20 protein-coding genes, 1 other RNA gene and 2 riboswitches are annotated in these 18,303 nt (G+C 61.4%); of the genes, 16 read left to right on the forward strand and 5 right to left on the reverse strand.

Annotation, left to right across the window (positions count from 1 at the left end):
* Nucleotides 1-186: 186 nt before the first annotated feature.
* Nucleotides 187-603, reverse strand: a complete 417-nt coding sequence (locus H4V98_RS11030) for an SWIB/MDM2 domain-containing protein (protein WP_196863208.1) — start codon at nt 601-603, stop codon at nt 187-189.
* Between the two features lie 237 nt (nt 604-840).
* On the opposite strand from H4V98_RS11030, the gene rraA reads away from it, so the two are divergent.
* On the forward strand, nt 841-1,353 hold the full coding sequence (gene rraA / locus H4V98_RS11035; protein WP_196863207.1) for a ribonuclease E activity regulator RraA: 513 nt from the start codon (nt 841-843) through the stop codon (nt 1,351-1,353).
* Between the two features lie 13 nt (nt 1,354-1,366).
* On the opposite strand, the gene H4V98_RS11040 is transcribed toward rraA, so the two are convergent.
* The 4 genes from H4V98_RS11040 to H4V98_RS11055 all read right to left on the reverse strand — a co-directional run bounded on the left by H4V98_RS11040 (nt 1,367) and on the right by H4V98_RS11055 (nt 3,097).
* A complete protein-coding gene (locus tag H4V98_RS11040) occupies nt 1,367-2,188 on the reverse strand; it encodes a sulfite exporter TauE/SafE family protein (protein ID WP_196863206.1) in 822 nt (273 codons plus the stop codon).
* A gap of 88 nt (nt 2,189-2,276) precedes the next feature.
* Nucleotides 2,277-2,456: non-coding RNA, 6S RNA (ssrS, locus tag H4V98_RS11045), on the reverse strand.
* Nucleotides 2,457-2,507: 51 nt separating this feature from the next.
* Nucleotides 2,508-2,852 carry a cell division protein ZapA gene (locus tag H4V98_RS11050; protein WP_196863205.1) on the reverse strand — a complete coding sequence of 115 codons (345 nt, stop codon included), beginning with the start codon at nt 2,850-2,852 and terminating at the stop codon, nt 2,508-2,510.
* Nucleotides 2,849-3,097 carry a cell division protein ZapB gene (locus tag H4V98_RS11055; protein WP_196863204.1) on the reverse strand — a complete coding sequence of 83 codons (249 nt, stop codon included), beginning with the start codon at nt 3,095-3,097 and terminating at the stop codon, nt 2,849-2,851. The genes H4V98_RS11050 and H4V98_RS11055 overlap by 4 nt, the downstream gene beginning before the upstream one ends.
* A gap of 36 nt (nt 3,098-3,133) precedes the next feature.
* Nucleotides 3,134-3,420, forward strand: a riboswitch (cobalamin riboswitch).
* A gap of 85 nt (nt 3,421-3,505) precedes the next feature.
* Between H4V98_RS11055 and H4V98_RS11060 the strand changes: the two genes are divergently transcribed.
* The 15 genes from H4V98_RS11060 (at nt 3,506) to H4V98_RS11130 (ending at nt 18,292) form a co-directional block, all read left to right on the forward strand.
* Nucleotides 3,506-5,329 carry a TonB-dependent receptor gene (locus H4V98_RS11060; RefSeq protein ID WP_196863203.1) on the forward strand — a complete coding sequence of 608 codons (1,824 nt, stop codon included), beginning with the start codon at nt 3,506-3,508 and terminating at the stop codon, nt 5,327-5,329.
* Nucleotides 5,330-5,334: 5 nt separating this feature from the next.
* Nucleotides 5,335-6,681, forward strand: coding sequence for a cobyrinate a,c-diamide synthase (locus tag H4V98_RS11065; RefSeq protein WP_196863202.1), 1,347 nt, complete (start codon nt 5,335-5,337; stop codon nt 6,679-6,681).
* Nucleotides 6,674-7,525 carry a cobalamin-binding protein gene (locus tag H4V98_RS11070; protein WP_196863201.1) on the forward strand — a complete coding sequence of 284 codons (852 nt, stop codon included), beginning with the start codon at nt 6,674-6,676 and terminating at the stop codon, nt 7,523-7,525. Before H4V98_RS11065 ends, H4V98_RS11070 begins: the two co-directional genes overlap by 8 nt.
* A 1-nt stretch (nt 7,526) precedes the next feature.
* On the forward strand, nt 7,527-8,102 hold the full coding sequence (gene cobU, locus H4V98_RS11075; protein WP_196863299.1) for a bifunctional adenosylcobinamide kinase/adenosylcobinamide-phosphate guanylyltransferase: 576 nt from the start codon (nt 7,527-7,529) through the stop codon (nt 8,100-8,102).
* 62 nt (nt 8,103-8,164) lie between these two features.
* Complete coding sequence (locus tag H4V98_RS11080) at nt 8,165-9,043, forward strand: helical backbone metal receptor (protein ID WP_196863200.1); 879 nt, start codon at nt 8,165-8,167, stop codon at nt 9,041-9,043.
* Nucleotides 9,040-10,059 carry an iron ABC transporter permease gene (locus tag H4V98_RS11085; RefSeq protein ID WP_196863199.1) on the forward strand — a complete coding sequence of 340 codons (1,020 nt, stop codon included), beginning with the start codon at nt 9,040-9,042 and terminating at the stop codon, nt 10,057-10,059. The genes H4V98_RS11080 and H4V98_RS11085 overlap by 4 nt, the downstream gene beginning before the upstream one ends.
* A gap of 23 nt (nt 10,060-10,082) precedes the next feature.
* Nucleotides 10,083-10,850 carry an ABC transporter ATP-binding protein gene (locus H4V98_RS11090; RefSeq protein WP_196863298.1) on the forward strand — a complete coding sequence of 256 codons (768 nt, stop codon included), beginning with the start codon at nt 10,083-10,085 and terminating at the stop codon, nt 10,848-10,850.
* 74 nt (nt 10,851-10,924) lie between these two features.
* Nucleotides 10,925-11,160: riboswitch (cobalamin riboswitch) on the forward strand.
* A gap of 195 nt (nt 11,161-11,355) precedes the next feature.
* Nucleotides 11,356-12,180: a precorrin-4 C(11)-methyltransferase gene (gene cobM / locus H4V98_RS11095; protein ID WP_196863198.1), complete on the forward strand. Its 825-nt coding sequence runs from the start codon at nt 11,356-11,358 to the stop codon at nt 12,178-12,180.
* Entirely contained in the window at nt 12,177-13,184 is a 1,008-nt protein-coding gene (locus H4V98_RS11100; protein WP_196863197.1) for a sirohydrochlorin chelatase, read from the forward strand. The genes cobM and H4V98_RS11100 overlap by 4 nt, the downstream gene beginning before the upstream one ends.
* Entirely contained in the window at nt 13,181-13,867 is a 687-nt protein-coding gene (locus H4V98_RS11105) for a precorrin-8X methylmutase (RefSeq protein WP_196863196.1), read from the forward strand. The genes H4V98_RS11100 and H4V98_RS11105 overlap by 4 nt, the downstream gene beginning before the upstream one ends.
* Nucleotides 13,864-14,961 carry a cobalt-precorrin-5B (C(1))-methyltransferase gene (locus H4V98_RS11110; protein WP_196863195.1) on the forward strand — a complete coding sequence of 366 codons (1,098 nt, stop codon included), beginning with the start codon at nt 13,864-13,866 and terminating at the stop codon, nt 14,959-14,961. Before H4V98_RS11105 ends, H4V98_RS11110 begins: the two co-directional genes overlap by 4 nt.
* Nucleotides 14,958-16,295, forward strand: coding sequence for a precorrin-6y C5,15-methyltransferase (decarboxylating) subunit CbiE (gene cbiE, locus H4V98_RS11115; protein ID WP_196863194.1), 1,338 nt, complete (start codon nt 14,958-14,960; stop codon nt 16,293-16,295). The genes H4V98_RS11110 and cbiE overlap by 4 nt, the downstream gene beginning before the upstream one ends.
* Nucleotides 16,288-17,103 (forward strand): precorrin-2 C(20)-methyltransferase, encoded by an 816-nt coding sequence (gene cobI / locus H4V98_RS11120; RefSeq protein ID WP_231374697.1) that lies wholly within the window; start codon nt 16,288-16,290, stop codon nt 17,101-17,103. Before cbiE ends, cobI begins: the two co-directional genes overlap by 8 nt.
* Nucleotides 17,100-17,861 carry a cobalamin biosynthesis central domain-containing protein gene (locus H4V98_RS11125; RefSeq protein ID WP_196863193.1) on the forward strand — a complete coding sequence of 254 codons (762 nt, stop codon included), beginning with the start codon at nt 17,100-17,102 and terminating at the stop codon, nt 17,859-17,861. The genes cobI and H4V98_RS11125 overlap by 4 nt, the downstream gene beginning before the upstream one ends.
* Nucleotides 17,858-18,292 (forward strand): cobalamin biosynthesis protein, encoded by a 435-nt coding sequence (locus H4V98_RS11130; RefSeq protein WP_196863192.1) that lies wholly within the window; start codon nt 17,858-17,860, stop codon nt 18,290-18,292. Before H4V98_RS11125 ends, H4V98_RS11130 begins: the two co-directional genes overlap by 4 nt.
* Nucleotides 18,293-18,303 lie beyond the last annotated feature (11 nt).

Consider the following 18,303-nt stretch of genomic DNA (forward strand, 5'->3'; position numbering starts at 1 on the left):
AAGTCTTTTTTTAATCTTAGCCAATAATTTTCTGTCCCGACCGATTTTGGTGCGTCATTTCTCCTTGTTTACCCTAGCTGCGCAAGCAATCAGCCGGATCGGCGTCGGCACCTATTGGCAACCCAAAAAACAGGCATGAAAAAAGCCGCTGAATTGCGGCTTTTAGGATGGCTGGTGTGTAGACGTTTACTTGACGTGCTTGCCAATCAGGCCGGCCATTTCAAACATGGACACTTGTGGCTTGCCGAAAACAGCAAGCAGTTTCGTGTCTGCATTGATCATGCGTTTGTTCGCCTGGTCCTGCAAATTGTTGGCCTTGATGTAGACCCACAATTTGCTCACAATTTCAGTACGCGGCAAGGGCTTGTCGCCGACCACTGCGGACAACTCGGGGCTCAAGGTCAGCGCCTTCATGAAAGCTGGATTTGGTGTGCGCTTCTTGGCAGGCACAGCGACTTTCTTTTCTGCTGATTTGGCCGTTGCAGCCTCTTTGGCCGGGCCGGCTTTTTTGGCGGCAGCCGTTTTGGCAGGTGCCGCTTTTTTTGCAGCGACAGTTTTTTCTGGAGCCGCTTTTTTTGCTGGCGCTTTTGGTGCAGTTGCCATGATTGATTCCTTCTAGACAGTGGACAGATCGCCATCCGAAGAACAACTTCTCCGTGGCTTAACGCATGCTACTGGAGAAAATCATGTTTGAAAGCGGGAAAACACTTTATTTCCGGCTTCGTTTGGAAGATTTACCCATGAAAATCAAAAAATCAATGCCTGAGTATCGAAGTCAACCGAATACGGCGGCATGGACATACGGAAAATTTTTCAACATTTTTTTAAGGTGAAGTCGAAATGACCCCCATACCTTCCCCTGCATTCGCAACCTCTGATCTTTGCGATATTCATAAAAACGACGTCTCGGGCCAATTCCGGGTGATGCTGCCCGTGTTCAAAAACTTTGGGGGACTTGCCCGTTTTAGCGGACCTGTGTCGACTGTTAAGTGCTTTGAAGACAATTCACTGGTCAAGGATGCAGTGGATTCCCCCGGGGAAGGCCGGGTGCTGGTGATTGACGGCGGCGCTTCACTTCGCCGCGCGCTGGTTGGCGGTAACCTGGGCGCTGCAGCGGCTAAAAACGGCTGGGTGGGCATCGTGGTGGACGGCTGCGTGCGTGATGTTGTCGAGCTTGCGCAGTGCGACATCGGAATTTGTGCGCTCGCTGCCATGCCACTGCCCACTGAAAAAAAGCAGCAGGGGCAACGGGACATAGCCGTCCAGGTTCAGGGGGTGTGGATATATCCGGGAGACTGGCTGTATGCCGATGAAGACGGCATGGTCGTCATTGCGTCACCGACGAATGAATAAAGGTATGCAAACCTCAGTTCAAGCTGCTCAGCCCTTTGTACAGCATGTAGGCTGCCAGTAAATACAGGATACTGGCAAATACCCGCTTGAGTTTGCCGACCGGAATATTGTGCGCTGACTTGGCGCCCAGTGGTGCAGTGAGGAAACTGCACGTGGCAACAACAGCCAGCGCTGGCAGCCAGATGTAGCCCAGGGAGTTTGCCGGCAGGTTCTGCACGGTTTGTCCGCTGATGACATAGCCCAGCACATTGGCCAGGGCAATCGGAAAACCCAGCGCCGCAGAGGTGGCGACGGCATTGTGGATGCGAACATTGCACCATGTCATGAAGGGCACACTGATAAATCCACCGCCTGCGCCGACCAGTCCAGACAAAAAGCCGATGATGCCTCCAGCGGCCAACTGACCACCCGTCCCTGGCATCTGGCGCGTAGCTTTGGGTTTTTTGTCCAGAAACATTTGGGTGGCTGAAAAACTCACGAATACGCCAAAGAAAATCGCCAGGTAAGATCCTTTGAGCAGTGAAAACACGCCCAGGCTGCCAATGATGCTGCCCGCCACGATGCCGGGCGCCAGTCGCCTGACGATGTCCCAACGCACGGCGCCGCGCTTGTGGTGCGCCCTCACGCTTGAAAGTGACGTGAAAATAATAGTTGCCATCGAGGTGGCTATGGCCATTTTCACTGCCAGGTCTGCCGAAACCCCGCGATTGGCCAGGATGATGGTGAGGAACGGCACCATCAGCATGCCACCGCCAATGCCCAGCAAGCCAGCCAGGAAGCCGGTTCCCACGCCAAGCACGGCCAGTTCAGCGATCAGCAAAGGTTCGAGAATCATCGAGGCAGCAAACGTTGGTGAAACAGGACGGCCGCCGTATTCGGGTCACAGCGGCAGTGCCTGAAACGAGAAGTCTTGTTAAAAAAATTAGGTGTCTGCGAATGCCACCGGACCGTCATCCTGAACCGGGGTTCAGGTGGGCGAGGGCAGTCAAACTTCGGGTTCGTCTGACGCGAGACGATCACGCCTGTTTGACAATTTACCAAGCCCGTGCTCGTGGAGCATTGGTTCAAGGAAATATAAAGCCCGGCGCGCACCGCAGACAAGTCAATTGTAGGCCCATACGGCGATTCGATGGCCGCAGGACTGACCGAAAAGGTCACGCTGCCAAATTCTGGCTGGCCAGCGCGGCATCCAGTTTTTGAAGCAATGACTGCAGTTGCGCGCGGGACGCACCGCTCACCCCATCAGCGGCATCGGACAGCGGGTCTGGATTCTGCAAGACACGCTCAGGCATGGGGGGCGCAGGCTCCAGCAATTGATAAGCCAGATTCAGTGCCGCCAAGACGGCAATCCGATCACGTGCCTTCACCTTGGCGGCATCACGGATCTTGCACATGGCCGAATCGACGGTTTCAACCGCTTCACGCAGACGCGCTTCGCTGTTTTCCGGGCAGCCCAGCATGTAGTTCTGGCCCATGATTTGCACTTCTAGCTGTTTCATCGCGCAGGGTCCACAAAGGGGTTGACAACGGAGTCGGTGGTTTCGGGCAGGCGTTCGATCAGGGCATCCACGCGGGCACGGGCCGCACTGAGACGGGACCTGAGCGAGTCCCGCTCGTGCGACAAGGCTGTGACCTGTTCGAGCAGCTGGGCGTTGGTGCGCTGCAATTGCTCGTAGCGCAGCAAAAGCTGCTCTACGCGTTCGGTAATTTGGTCGATGGGATCGATTGGGTGTTGGTTCAGCATGGCATTTGCGATTGTAGGGTCAGGCGTATTTTGCCGCGTAGAATGCCCGCTGTTGGTGCTCGCCGCATGGTTCACATGCTGCAGTTCAACGGGAAGCAGGGGGAAGTCAACGTCATGAGCGCCGTACAACCGGTTTGCCAAGCGCTGCGACTTTTAACCTGCGCTGCCCCCGCAACGGTAAACGGACGAATGCAGTGCACTGAGCAAGTCAGGGTCTCTTTCAGTTTTCATCATGAGCCACTGAGCGTTTTGAACACGCGTTTGGGAAGGCGATGAAAGCAGTTCCGCGAGCCCGGATACCGGCCAACAAGGTGGACACGCACGTTTTTTTAAACGAACTGGCGTGTTCTTAACGCTCATGCACTGGCGGGGAACCCAGTGAGAGCATTTTGTTGATAGCTTGATCCCATGAAAATCTGTATTTCCAACGTGCGTATGGCCGCGCTGCCTTTGGCTTTGGCTGCTGTATTTCCGTCTTTTTCGCAAACGCAAACAGCGCCTCAACTCAAGGAAATGGTCGTCACTGCCTCCCGAACTGCCCAGCGGGCTGACGAGCTGGTCAGTGACGTGGTGATCATCAACCGTGCTGATATAGAAAAATCCACCGGCCGTACGCTTCCTGAAATCCTGGCCCGCGTTCCTGGGATTCAGTTCAGCGCCAATGGCGGGCTTGGGAAAAACAGCAGCGTGAACATCCGCGGCGCCGAAGCGCGGCACACGGTATTGCTCATTGACGGAGTGCGTTTTGGCTCGGCCACCACCGGCAGCCCGAGCTGGGACACCATCCCGGTGGACATGATCGAGCGTATCGAAATCCTCAAAGGTCCGGCGTCTGCCCTGTATGGCAGCGAAGCTGTGGGTGGCGTGGTGCAGGTGTTCCTGCGCAAGGGTGTTCAGGGTTTCAACCCGTATGCTTCATTGACGCTGGGCAGCTATGCGCATCGCCAGGTAACGGCCGGTGTCAGTGGTGGCAGTGGACCGGTGACCTATTCGCTTGGCTTGCAAAAGACCCGCGAGGCCGGATTTTCAGCCACCAATCCTAAAGTGCTGTTTGGCAATTACAACCCCGATACCGATGGCTTTGACCAGGATTCACTTAACGCATCGGTGGCTTACCAATTAAATGCTGATTGGAAAATCGATGCCGGTTTGTTGGCGTCGAACAGCACCAGCCACACCGACGATGGCCCCAACCGCGATACCTTTTACAAAGGCAAGTCACGTGTGGTCCGCACGGGCGTCGAAGGCCGCGTGCTGCCCGGCTGGAAAACCCAGTTGCGCTACAGCGAAGCATCGGACAGCAGCCGTGCAGTGGTCGCCTCCTTCTTGCCCAGCCTGTTCAAAACCACCCAGAATCAGCTGAGCTGGCAAAACGATGTGGACACTCCCATAGGCGTTGCGCTGGCAGGCGTGGAGCGTCTGGAGCAAAAAGTTGACAGCAGCACCCAATACACAATCACTGACCGCACTGTATCGTCTTACTTTACCGGTTTGAACGGCAGCGCGGGTCCGCACAGCTGGCAGGCCAACCTGCGCCGCGACCAGAATTCGCAATTTGGCGGAAGCACCACCGGTTTCGGCGGCTACGGTTTTGCCCTCACGCCGCAGTGGCGTGTCAACGCATCCTACGGCACCAGCTTTGTCGCACCGTCGTTCAATCAGCTTTATTTCCCCAATTTTGGCAATGCGAACTTGCAGCCGGAACGCGGCCGCAACACTGACCTGGGCGTGACCTGGAGTGATGCGGGGCAAACGGTGAAGCTGGTCCACTTCGACAACAAGATTCGCGGTTTTATCAGCAATACGACGATTGCCTCGAACATTCCGCGTGCCCGGATTGATGGCTATACCCTGTCCTACAACGGCAGCTTTGGCCCGCTGTCGCTCAATGCATCGCTTGATGCAATGGACCCGCGCAATGAGCTGACGGGCAAGCGACTGGCGCGCCGCAGCGCCAATCTGGCCACGCTGGGGGCTGACTATTCGGTGGGTGTGTGGGCTTTTGGTGGCTCCCTGCTGCATGCCGGCAAAAGTTTTGACGACTCAGCCAACACGCGCGAACTGGCTGGCCGCACCACTGCGGACCTGTATGTGGATTACGTGGTCAACAAGGAGTGGAAAGTCCAGACCAAGCTGAACAACGTGACCGACAAACAGTATGAAACGATTTATGGCTACAACCAGCCCGGACGCGCCGTGTATGTCACGCTGAATTACCAGCCCAAGCGGTAAGCTGGATGACCGCCCGCTGCCCTGCCATCCTTATTGCCGCTCCGGCTTCCGGCCAGGGCAAGACCACGGTGGCATGCGCCCTGGCGCGGCTGCATGCGCGGCAGGGCCGGCGGGTGCGCGTCTTCAAGTGCGGTCCGGATTTCCTGGACCCTTATTGGCTGGCGCTGGCCAGCGGCGCACCGGTGCATCAGCTCGACCTGTGGATGACCGGCGAGGCGGACTGCGCGCAGCGTCTGCACGATGCGGCGAAAGATGCTGACCTCATCATTGTCGAAGGCGTGATGGGCCTGTTTGACGGACAGCCGAGCGCGGCTGATCTGGCGCAGCGCTTTGGCTTGAAGGTGGTCGCGGTGATTGATGCCAGTGCCATGGCCGGAACCTTTGGCGCGCTGGCCTGGGGCTTGCAGCATTACATTGAAGGCTTGAATTTTGCCGGCGTGCTGGCCAACCGCGTCGCCTCGCCCGGCCACGCAGTGATGCTGGAAGACAGCCTGCGCGACCCGGCCCAATGGCTGGGCGCCTTGATGCGCAATGAAGCCCTGACGCTGCCCGAACGACACCTGGGCCTGGTCATGGACCATGAACTGGGCGATGCCATGGGCAGGCTGGATGCAGCGGCCGATGCACTGGCGGGCACGCGGCTGGGGCAGATGACAGACGACGACCTGCAAGCCTGGGCCGTTGACTTTCAGCCTGGTGATGCACCAGCGCAGAAGTTTCCTGAAGGCGCATTGCAGGGTCTGACGATTGCTGTCGCCCGCGATGCAGCCTTCTGTTTTTTGTATGCCGCCAACCTCGACTGCCTGCAGTCAATGGGCGCCAAGCTGGCCTATTTTTCACCGCTTGCAGAGGATTCACTGCCGGAATGCGACGCGCTTTGGCTGCCCGGCGGTTACCCCGAACTGCATGCTGAAACACTGGGTGCCAACACGGCCATGAAAAGCAGCATCACCGCACACGTTCAGGCCGGCAAGCCGGTCTGGGCCGAGTGCGGCGGCATGATGGCCTTGTTTGATGAAATCATCGATGCCAACGGCGTCAGCAATCCGGTGTGGGGCGTCCTGCCTGGCAGCGTGACGATGCAAAAGCGGCTGGCTGCGCTGGGGCCGCAGCAGCTTGACATGCCGGGCGGCACCTTGCGCGGCCACACCTTTCACTATTCCACCTGCGCAACGTCGCTACCCGCCGCCAACCGCACCCAAGCTGCGCCGGGACGCACCTTGCGCGGCGAAGGCGAGGCCCTGTTTGTGTCGGGTTCGACAGGCGCCGTCAAGGCGAGTTATTTCCATGCCTGGTTTGCGTCCAGCCCGGCTGCGGCGGCGCGCTTGTTTTTAAAGGAACACCATGACTGAAGCAGCAAACGACTGGCGCGCACTGGCCGCCAGCAAAGACACCACGGCCTATGGCCCGCAGCGTATCGTCTGCCTGACCGAAGAGCCCACCGAGTGGCTGTACATGCTGGGTGAAGAGCGCCGCATCGTCGGCATCTCGGGCTACACCGTGCGCCCGCCGCGTGCCAGGGAGGAAAAGCCCAAGGTCAGCGCCTACCTGAGCGCCAAGATCGACAAGATTGTTGATTTGAAGCCCGACTGCGTCATCGGCTTTTCAGACCTGCAGGCCGACATTGCCGCGCAGCTGATTCGCCATGGCATCCAGGTCACCATCTTCAACCAGCGCAGCGTGGCCGAGATTTTCTCGATGATGTACCAGCTCGCCGCAATGGTCGGGCAGGTCGAGCGCGGCATGCTGCTGATCGGGCAGATGCAGCAGCGGCTGCTGGACATCGAGCAGGCGGCGCGCTCACTCAAGCGCCGCCCCAGGGTTTTTTTCGAGGAATGGCACGACCCGCACATCAGCTGCATTGCCTGGGTGTCCGAGCTGGTCGGCATTGCCGGCGGCGACGACTGCTTTCCCGAATTGGCAAAAGAACCGATGGGCAAGGGGCGCATCATTGCCGACGGGCTGGAAATTGTGCAGCGCGCGCCCGACATCATTTTTGGCTCCTGGTGCGGCAAGAAATTCCGGCCCGAGCTGGTCGCCGCCCGTCCTGGGTGGGAGAGCGTACCGGCTGTCAAAAATAATCAACTGTTCGAGATCAAGTCGTCCGAAATCCTGCAGCCCGGCCCGGCCGCGCTGACCGAAGGCGTGGAAAAGCTGCACAAGTTCATCCTGGGTTGGGATGCAGCCCATGGATGAAATGCTGTCCGCTGCCCGCAGCGAACTGATTTTGGGTGGCCAGAAAAGCGGCAAGTCGCGCCGCGCCGAGTTGCTCGCGCGCAGCTGGCTGGCGCAGTCGCCGGCGCATCAAGCGGTGCTGATCGCCACCGCCCAGCCCTGGGACGCCGAAATGCGCGAGCGCATCGCGCGCCACCAGACCGACCGTGCCGAGCGGGTGCCGGGCATGCAAACCGTGGAAGAGCCGCTGGCGCTGGGCCCAACCTTGGCCCGTCATAGCCAGCCGCAAACCCTCGTTGTCGTGGACTGCCTGACGCTGTGGCTGACCAATTTGCTCATGCCAATGGAGAATTCCAAGCAAAATGAGGCTCTGGCGCACGATCCACGGGCGCAAGTAGCTATGCTTTTAAGAGCAATCGAAAACGCCGCCGGCCCGGTCGTGCTGGTCGGCAACGAAATTGGCCTGGGTGTGATTCCGCTCGGGCGCGAAACGCGGGCGTTTGTCGATGCGCTGGGACTGATGAACCAGGACGTGGCGCAGGCTTGCCAGCGTGTCACTTTCATGGCGGCCGGTTTACCGCTCACTCTTAAAGGCTAAGCATGAAGGATTTATCTTGCTTTTCCTCCCTCCGGGAAAGTGCTGGGGTGAGGGCTAGCAGGATGAAAACTTTCACCACAGCTTTCATCCTGCTGCTCAGCCTGGCCGTGCTGGCCCCGGCCCACGCCTTGCAACTCACCGATGACAGAGGCGTCAGCGTCACCCTGGCGCAAAGCCCGCAGCGCATTGTCAGCCTGCTGCCTTCGCTGACTGAAAGCATCTGCGCGCTTGGGGAGTGCCAGCGTCTGGTCGGAGTGGACCGCTATTCAAATTACCCGGCCAGTGTCAAAAGCCTGCCTGGAGTAGGCGGTGGACTGGACCCGAACATCGAGGCCATCGTCGCGCTCAAACCCGACGTGGTGGTCCTGGCCACTTCATCGCGCGCCAGCCAACGCCTGGAATCGCTGGGCCTGAAGGTCGTGGCGCTGGAGCCCAAGACCCATGCCGATGTGCAGCGCGTTCTGAAAAAGCTAGGCGCGCTGCTCGATATTCCCGACGCTGCGGGCGCTGGCCGAGTCTGGCGCATCATCGACAGCGGCGTTTCGGCGGCCGCGCAGTCGCTGCCGGCCAAGGTCCGTAACACCCGCGTGTACTTTGAAGTCAGCCGCGGGCCTTATGCCGCCGGCGAGTCGTCCTTCATGGGCGAAACGCTGACCCGGCTGGGCGTGAAAAACATCATTCCCGCCGCACTGGGACCGTTTCCACGCATCAACCCGGAATTCGTGGTGCGCGCCAATCCGGACCTCATCATGGTGAGCAGCCGCAACGCCGATGCCATGAAAGCGTATCCCGGCTGGGGCGCCATCAAAGCGATACGCGATCAGCGCATTTGCCTCTTCAACCCCGAGCAATCCGATGTGCTGGTGCGGCCCGGTCCACGCATGGCTGAAGCGGCACGCATCATGGCCCAGTGCATCGCCGACAACGCAGGCGCTGGATGAGCCTGACCTTCACCCGCCAGCACCGCAAGGCGTTTTGGCTGGCGATCGGTTTGGCGGTCGCGTCGGTGGCTTTGCTGCTGCTCGGCATGAGCGTGGGCAGCACCGGTTTTGACAGCGTGCTGAACATGCAAAACGATGCACAGGCGTTGCTGATCGTGTCGGAAATCCGCCTGCCGCGCACCTTGGGCGCCTGGCTTGCCGGTGCGCTGCTGGGACTGGCCGGCGCGGTGGCGCAAGGCCTGTTTCGCAACCCGCTGGCCGATCCGTATTTGCTTGGCAGCGCGTCGGGCGCCTCGCTCGGCGTGGCGCTGGCAATGGCCCTGTTTGGCATGTCGCCGCTGGCCACGCACTGGCTGGCGCGCCTCGGCTTGACGGGGGCCGCCTTTGTTGGCGCCGTGCTCGCCGTGCTGCTCACGCTGGTGTTGGCCAAGGGCGTGCAGCACACGCTGCGGCTGCTGCTGGCGGGCGTGATTGTGGGTGTGGTGCTGGGCGCCGTCACGTCGCTGATCCTGCTGCTCACACCTGAAATCATGCAGGCGATGCAGTCTTTCATGCTGGGCAGCACCGCTTTTGTCGGCTGGAGTGCCTGCGCCATCATGGCGGCGGTGTTTGCCGTGATGATGCTCGCTGCCTGGATGATGAGCCACGCGCTCGACGGCCTGGCGCTGGGCGAATCGACCGCGCACAGCCTGGGTTTGCCTCTGCCGCAGATGCGCGCGGCGCTGGTGGCGGTGCTGGCGCTGGCCACCGGCACGGCGGTGGCGCAAACCGGGCTGATCGCCTTTGTCGGCCTGGCCGCGCCGCACCTGGTGCGCTCCGTCGTCAAGACCACGCACGGCCGCCTGATCGGCCTGGCCAGCCTGACGGGTGCGGTGCTGCTCACGGGCGCCGACATCCTGGCCCGGTGGCTGGTGGCGCCGCAGGAGTTGCCGGTCGGCGTGCTGACCGCCGTTCTCGGTGGCACTTATTTGCTCTGGCTGATGCACAGAAATACCGGGCGGGGGAACGGACTGTGACGGCTCCGGCAGTCGATGTCGCTATGGATTCAATAGCTATAAATGCCCGATCCATAAGCGCAAAGCTCGGAAATGATGAAATTTTGCATGGCATTGACCTGGCGTTGCCTCATGGCCGCTGGACCAGCATCGTCGGCCCCAATGGCGCGGGCAAATCAACGCTGCTCAGGGTGCTGGCGGGATTGCTGCCGCACAGCGGCGAAGTCACATTGCTGGGCCAGTCGATGGCCGCGATGCGCGGACGCCATCGGGCGAGGCAACTGTCATGGCTGGGCCAGAACGAAAGCTCGGCCGACGACCTGACGGTGTACGACGTGGCCATGCTCGGTCGCCTGCCGCACCAGGCCTGGCTGGCGCCGCCCAGCCCCGCCGACCACGCCGCCGTCGAGCGTGCCCTGCGCGCGACGCAGGCCTGGGACTGGCGCGGCAGGGCGCTGGGCCAGCTCTCGGGTGGAGAGCGCCAGCGCGTGCTGCTGGCGCGCGCGCTGGCGGTCGAGGCTGCGGTGCTGCTGATGGACGAGCCCCTGGCCAACCTTGACCCGCCGCACCAGACCGATTGGCTATTGATGGTGCGTCATCTGGTCGCCAGCGGCAAGACTGTGGTCAGCGTGCTGCACGAAATTTCTTTCGCCTTGCAGGCCGATGCGCTGGTGGTGATGGACAAGGGCCGCGTCACGCACCAGGGCGCCTGCGCCGACGTCGCGACGCACCGGGCCGTTGAGAACGTGTTTGACCACCGCATTTCCGTGCTTCACTTGGGCGGGCAATGGCTGGCTTTGCCCCGAATCTAGTTTTTCGTTCTGCTCAGCCATGCCCCATGCACTTTACGAACCTGATTTTCAGAAAACTCAATTTTCGGGTGCTAAACTGAAAGAGAACTTCAGGTGGCCTGCAGACTTCGGTTTGCAGGCTTAAACGGGAAGTCGGTGCGCACGGGTTAGTCATTAATCCACGCCATTCCGACGCTGCCCTCGCAACGGTAAACGAGTCAAAGCCAGATCCATCACCACTGTGCCAACGCATGGGAAGGGGATCCGGCAAACAAGCTTTGTGCTTGTTCACTCGTGAGCCCGGAGACCGGCCTGATTTTTTGCGCGTGATCTTGCGATGGGCAAGGGTCAGCAGGCGTCAGTCCACAGCGGTTTCGGGCATTTTTGCACCGGCATCCGTTGCTTTTGCGGCTTCGCCTTCTTTCTCCTTTTTTCCTCCCTTCGCTTCATCACACCCATTTAATCTGTCGCGCGATGGGCGTGGAGGAGACGATATGTTGAGGCAACGTTTTTCAGCGTTGGTGTCATGAGCGGCGGCACTGTGTGGTTTGTGGGTGCAGGGCCGGGTGACCCGGAACTCATCACCGTGAAGGGCCGGGCGCTGATCGAGCGCGCGGGCGCCATTTTGTTTGCCGGCTCCCTGGTCAGCGAAGCCGCCACGCGTTGGGCACCGGCGGGCTGCGTGATCGCCGACAGCAAGGACATGACGCTGGAGCAGATGTCGGCCTGGCTGATCTTGCAGGCCGGGCGCTGCCGGACCGTGGTGCGCCTGCAGACCGGCGACCCGGGCCTGTATGGCGCGCTGATTGAGCTGGTGCAGCCGCTGGACGCGGCCGGCGTGCCGATTGCCGTGGTGCCGGGCGTGTCGTCGGCCATGGCTTCGGCTGCAGCCGCGGTCGAAAGCCTGACCCTGCCTGAAGTCACCCAGACCGTGATATTTACCAGGGTGGAAGGGCGTACGCCGATGCCTGAAGGCGAATCGCTCGAAGCGCTTGCAGCGCACCACAGCACGCTGTGCATTTTCCTGAGCATCACGCTGATGGGGCGTGTCACGGCAGCGTTGACGGCGGCCGGCTGGTCGCCTGATGCGCCGGTGGTGGTGGTTCACAAGGCCAGCTGGCCGGACGAAGAAAAAATCATCCGGGGCACTGTGGCCACCATTCAGGGCCTGTGCCGCGACGCCAAAATCGTCAGCCAGTCAATGATCATCGCCAGCCCGACGCTGGGTTCCCGGCACTGGCAAACACTGGCCAAGTCGAAGCTTTACGACGCCAGCTTCACGCACAAATTCCGGCGCGCCAGCACCGGTTTGACAACCGATACATCCCCCAATCTTCCGGAGACAACATGACAGCAGACACCATTCTTCTGGTGGGCCACGGCTCGCGCGAAAAATCAGGCAACGACGAGATTGAAGCGTTCGCGGAGCAGTGGCGGGCGCGTCAGCCGGGCTGGCGCATCGAGATTTGCTTCATCGAGTTTTCCGAAATTACCATGAGCGAAGGCCTGCGCCGCGCCGCCAGCGGCTCGCAGCGCGTGATGGTGGTGCCGCTGATTTTGAATGCCGCCGGGCACGTCAAGATGGACATTCCGCAGGCTATCGATGGTGCGCGGCTGAAGTTTCCGGGGGTGCAGTTCTTGTACGCACCGCACCTGACGGCGTGCGATCACATCCTGTCGATTGTCAAACGCCGCCTGAAGGGTGCGATGAAAGTGCTGGACATGCCGGACCCGACGACCACCGGCGTGGTGATGCTGGGGCGTGGCTCGTCAGACCGGCAGGCCAATGGCGAAATGGCCAAGATGGCGCGTTGGCTGATGGAGGAAACCGATCATCCACTGGTCGATCTGGCCTTCACCGGCATCACCTGGCCGCGCCTTGAAAAAGCGGTGCAGCGGCAAAGCCTGCTCGGCATGACGCAGGTGGTGGTGCTGCCTTACTACCTGTTCAACGGCACGCTGGTCGAGCGCATCACCCGGCAGGTCGACAATCTGAAAATCCAGTACCCGACCATCCGGTTCACCTCAACCGACTACTTCGGTTTTGAGCGGGAAATTTTTGAACTGCTGGAAGAGCGGGTGAATGACTTGAAAAGTGGCGTCACCGCGTCACGCATGCCGTGCGATGGTTGCAAATACCGCGAGTTCGGGGTCGCAAACGGCATGGGTGGCCACCACCACGACGACGCCGTTGCGCACAACCACGACCATGATCACGCGCACGACCATGCCCATGAACATGCGCATTCTCCTGCCCAGGCCACGATTCAAATTCATGCGCACCCGCACCCGCACCCGCATCCGCATCCGCATCCGCATGACCACGCCCATCCGCACGAAGTGGCTCACTCATGAGCCATGCCAACATCGTCACCGAGCAGCTCACGGCTGCAGGCCGGGCTATTGAGCACGATTCTTTTGCCGTGATTGACCGTGAAGTGTCATCGCACAGCTACACATCGGACCAGTGGCCCATCGTGCGTCGCATGATCCACGCGAATGCCGACTTTGACTTCAACGGCATGACCGACTTTCATCCGCAGGCGGTTGCGGCTGGCGTGGCGGCTGTGCTGTCACGCGGCACACGCGTGGTGGCCGATGTGGAGATGATTTGCGTTGGCCTCTCGGCTCCGCGACTGGGCCACTTCGGCATGGCCACGCACCACTTCATCTCGGACGCCGATGTGATCGAGGCCGCCAAGGCTGAAGGCACGACCCGCGCCGTGCAGGCCATGCGCAAGGCGCACCGGCTGGGTCTGGTTGATGGCGCCATCGTGGGCATCGGCAATGCGCCCACGGCTTTGATCGAGCTGGTGCGGCTGATTCATGACGAGGGCGCGCGCCCGGCGCTGGTGGTGGGCATGCCGGTTGGATTTGTTTCGGCGGCGGAATCGAAAGACCTGATGGCCTTGGAAAACGCCGTGCCGTGGATCGTGATTCGCGGCCGAAAAGGCGGCTCGACGCTGGTAGTGGCTGCGATTCATGCGCTGCTCGGGCTGGCCGAGGCGCAAGAGGTGCTGCACAAGGCGTCTGCATGATGGAAAAAAACGCGCCACGCGGCACACGCACCGGGTTCACTACCGGCGCGTGTTCGGCTGCGGCGGCGCGTGCCGCCACGCTGGGGCTGCTGACCGGACAGGTGCCTGGGCGCATTGAATGCCTTTTGCCCAACGGCGACCTGGTGACGTTTGACGTGCTGGACGGCGCTGTCAATGCAGACACGGCGCATGCCATGGTCATCAAGGACGCGGGCGACGACCCGGACTGCACCGACAAAGCGCACCTTACTGCCGACGTGACACTGCGCCGTGACCTGCCCGGCCAGGTGTTGCTGACCGGCGGATTTGGCGTGGGCACGGTGACCATGCCCGGCCTGGGTCTGGCGGTGGGGGGGCCGGCGATCAACCCGGTGCCGCGCCGCAACATCACGGCCAACGTACAGGCTGCCGCAGGGGAATTGCTGGAAGAAACCGGGTTTGAAGTTTGCATTTCCGTGCCGCAAGGGCTGGAAATGGCCAAAAAAACCCTGAACGCGCGGCTTGGCATTCTGGGCGGAATTTCCATTCTGGGCACCTCGGGCATCGTCAAACCGTACTCGACAGCCGCCTACCGCGCCAGCGTGGTGCAGGGCGTGCAGGTGGCGGGCACGTTGGGCCATGGCGTGGTGGTGCTGACCACGGGCGGGCGCACCGAGAAGTTCGTGATGGCCGAAATGCCGCATTTGCCTGAACCGGCTTTTGTGCAGATGGGCGACTTTTTGCGCTACGCCATGAGCGCGGCGGTCAAGGCCGGTTTGAAACAGGTGGTGATTGGCGGCATGGTCGGCAAGCTGACCAAGATAGCGCAGGGCGAAACCATCACCCACGCCGGCCGTGCCGAGGTTGATACCGGCTTGCTGGCCGACATTGCGGCCAGCCTGGGCGCCGAGTCCGAGGTGTGCGATGCCATTCGCCAAAACGAAACCGCGCGTTATGCCGGTGAACGCATGGATGCGCTCGGTCTGGGTGCGGCCTTTCACAAGGCGCTGGCCCAGCGTGTGATCCAGACCCTGCAAGCGCGTTATCCCGATAAATTTGATTTGAAAGTGCTGGTTTGCGACTTTGACGGTCGCAAGATAGCGGAGGCCCCTTGAATTCCGAAACGATAAACCTGATTGAAAAATGCCGCATCATCGGCGTGCTCGACGACGGCATCGCCAGCCTGAGCCGCACCGCACTGGCGCACCTGGCGCAAGCGCAACTGGTGATTGGCGGCACGCGTGCACTGCAGCTTTTGGCAGGGCAGATGGATCCATCCGCCCTGCAGCGCGACCTGACAGGTGCGCTGTCGCAGGTTCCCGAGTGGATTCGTACCGCCCAAAGCGAACACCAGCGCGTGGTGGTGCTGGCCACCGGCGATCCGCTGTGCCACGGCATCGCCGCCTACCTGGCGTCGCGCCTGTGCATCGAAGCGATTGAGGTCATGCCCAATGTCTCGACGCTGCAACTGGCCTGCGCCCGGCTGGGCCTGCCGTGGCAGGACATGAAGTTTTCATCGGTGCACAGCAAGGACGCCGGCGACTGGGTAGAAGGCGGCGAGCCAAGCCACGGCCTGTATGCGCTGCTGCGCGATATTCGCCAGAATGACCGCCTGGCCGTGCTGACCAGCCCCACCAACACGCCGGACTGTATTGCGCGCATGCTGGTCACCGAGGGCCTGGCCGATGATTTCGAGATGGCCGTGGCTGAACGCCTGTGCCAGCCCGAGGAACGCATTGTCAGCGGCATGCGCATCAGCGCTGCTGCGCAGATGCCGTTTGCCGACCCGAACGTGGTGCTGCTCTGGCGCACGTCCTTGCGCCCCGAGCCCGTGCTGCTGGGCCTGCCCGATGCCCGCTACCAACAACGCTACCCCGAAAAAGGCCTGCTCACCAAGCAGGAAGTGCGCGCCGTGTCGCTGGCCCGCATGCAATTGCGTGCCAGCAGCGTGGTCTGGGACATTGGCGCGGGTTCGGGCTCCGTGGGGCTGGAGGCCGCGCGGCTGTGCAGCCAGGGACATGTCTACGCGATAGAGAAAAATATCGACGACGGCGCCAATGTGCGCGACAACCGCCGGGCACTTGGCGTCAGCAACCACACGCTGGTGCATGGCAAGGCACCCGACGGTTTGCAGCACTGGCCCGACCCGGACGCCGTGTTCATCGGAGGCTCGGGTGGCGAACTGGCTGCACTGATCGGCCTGATATTGCAGCGCTTGAGGCCCGAGGGCTGGCTGGTAATGAATTTCGTCACGCTGGAAAACCTGGCCACCGCCGTCGAGACGCTCAAGTCGCTGGGTGTGGCCTGGGACGTTTTGCAGTTGCAAGCCTCACGCAGCAAGCCGATCTTGCACATGAACCGCATGGCGGCCGAAAACCCGGTGTGGCTGGTGTGCGCGCAAAAGGCCATCGCGCCCCAAGCCGCCTCCAGGGAGAAAAGCGATGACTGAACTGCATACTGCTGCCGTGCCTGCGCCGGGCCGCTTGTTTGGCGTGTCTTTGGGCCCCGGCGACCCGGGTTTGATCACGCGCCGCGCCTGGGCTTTGCTCGAGCGTGCCGACGCAGTGTGGACCTACCCGGTGCGCAGCCTGCGCAAGGAAAGCTACGCGCTTGACATTGCACTGCGCGGCGGGCTGGCGCTGCCTGCGCAGCACCAGCCGCTGCTGTTTCCCATGACACACGATGTGGAAAAACTCGCCCGCCACTGGCTCAAGGCTGCCGAAACCGTCAAGGCACTGCTGGCAACGGGCCAGGACGTGCTGTTCCTGGTTGAAGGCGACGCTTCTACCTACGCCAGCTTTTGCTACCTGGCCCGGGTGCTGCGCGAGCTTGATGCCGAGGCACGCATCGACATCGTTCCGGGTGTCACGTCCTTTAACGCGGCCTGCGCCCGGCTGCAGCTGCCGCTGTCGGAGCAGGACGACACCATCGCCATCGTGCCCGCTGCCTATGGCATTGCGGCGGTCGAAAAAATGCTGGACGACTTTGACACGCTGGTGCTGATGAAGGTCAAGCCGCTGCTGGACGATTTGATCGATCTGCTGGCGCGCCGGGGCTTGCTGGCACACAGCCGTTTCATTGAAAAAGCCGGCTCGCCGGTCGAGCGGATTGTTCACGACGTCGCCGAACTGAAAGGCACGCAGGTCAATTACCTGTCGTTGCTGCTGGTCAAGAACCCGGGCCGCGTGCGCGGCGACATGCAGCGCGGCTGCCGCAAGAAAACAAGCACTGAAATCGAAGAGGAAACTTTAGGATGACCATCAACCCCTTGCCTGACAACGATGCCGCCCTGCGCATCGTCCTGGTCGCCATCACCAAACACGGTGCGCAGCAAACCGCCGGATTGGCACGTCGAATGCCGCAAGCCAGCGTTTGCGTGGCGGAAAAATTCGCGCCGCTCATGGCCGGCTTGCCCAACCCGGTGCGCGCCTACAGCGGTGCTTTTCGCGACGAAATCGCTACGCTTTTCACCGAGTTTGACCAGGTTGTTTTCTTTGTCTCGCTGGGCGCCGTGGTGCGGCTGATTGCGCCGCACCTGAAAAGCAAGGACGAAGACCCCGGTGTGCTGGTGGTCGATGATGCGGGGCAGTTTGTGATTCCGGTGCTGTCGGGCCATGTGGGGGGCGCCAACGCCATGGCCGAGCAGGTGGCCGGGTTGCTGGGTGCCACTGCCGTGCTGACCACGGCTTCTGATGTGGGCAAGACCATTCCGGTCGATATTCTGGGCCGTGAACTCGGCTGGAAGGTCGAAGCGCCCAAGATCAACATCACCCGCGTCTCGGCCCATGTCGTCAATGGCGAGCCGGTGGCCGTGGTGCAGGAAGCGGGCAGCCCGAACTGGTGGACGCGGCCCACGCCATTGCCGTCCACCATTCACAAATTCGAGCGTTTTGAAGACGTTGATCTGAATCATTTCAAGGCGGTGCTGTGGATCACCCATGCGCCAGTGACAGCTGAACGCTGGCAACAGCTCAACGAGCGTCTGGTGGTCTACCGCCCCCCGCAAGCCGCATGAGCGCTGAGGCGAAGCGCATTGCCGTCGGTCTGGGCTGCGACCGTGGCACGCCGCTGGCGACGCTAGAGCAAGCGCTGGACGAGGCGCTGGCGCTGGCGGGTGCGCGTCTGGCCGACGTGGCGGCAGCCGCCAGCATCGACCTCAAGGCTGACGAGCCGGGGCTGCTGGCCCTGGCTGCCAAACACGGCTGGACGCTGAACTTCTACACCCCCGCGCAACTGGCCGCTGTGCCCGTGCCCAACCCGTCCGAGACGGTGCGCATGTACACCGGCAGCCCGTCAGTCAGCGAAGCTGCTGCCTTGCTGGCCGGATCGGCGGCAGGGCAAGTGCTTCCCGGCACGGCATTGCTGGTGGAAAAGCACAAGTGCCGGGGCACTGACGGACGCAACGCCACGGTGTCACTGGCCCGCTGCCATCGTTTTTCACATTAATTTCTTCAGCT

Origin of the sequence: Polaromonas sp. CG_23.6, from assembly GCF_029892315.1 — a bacterium.
GTDB lineage: Bacteria > Pseudomonadota > Gammaproteobacteria > Burkholderiales > Burkholderiaceae_C > Polaromonas.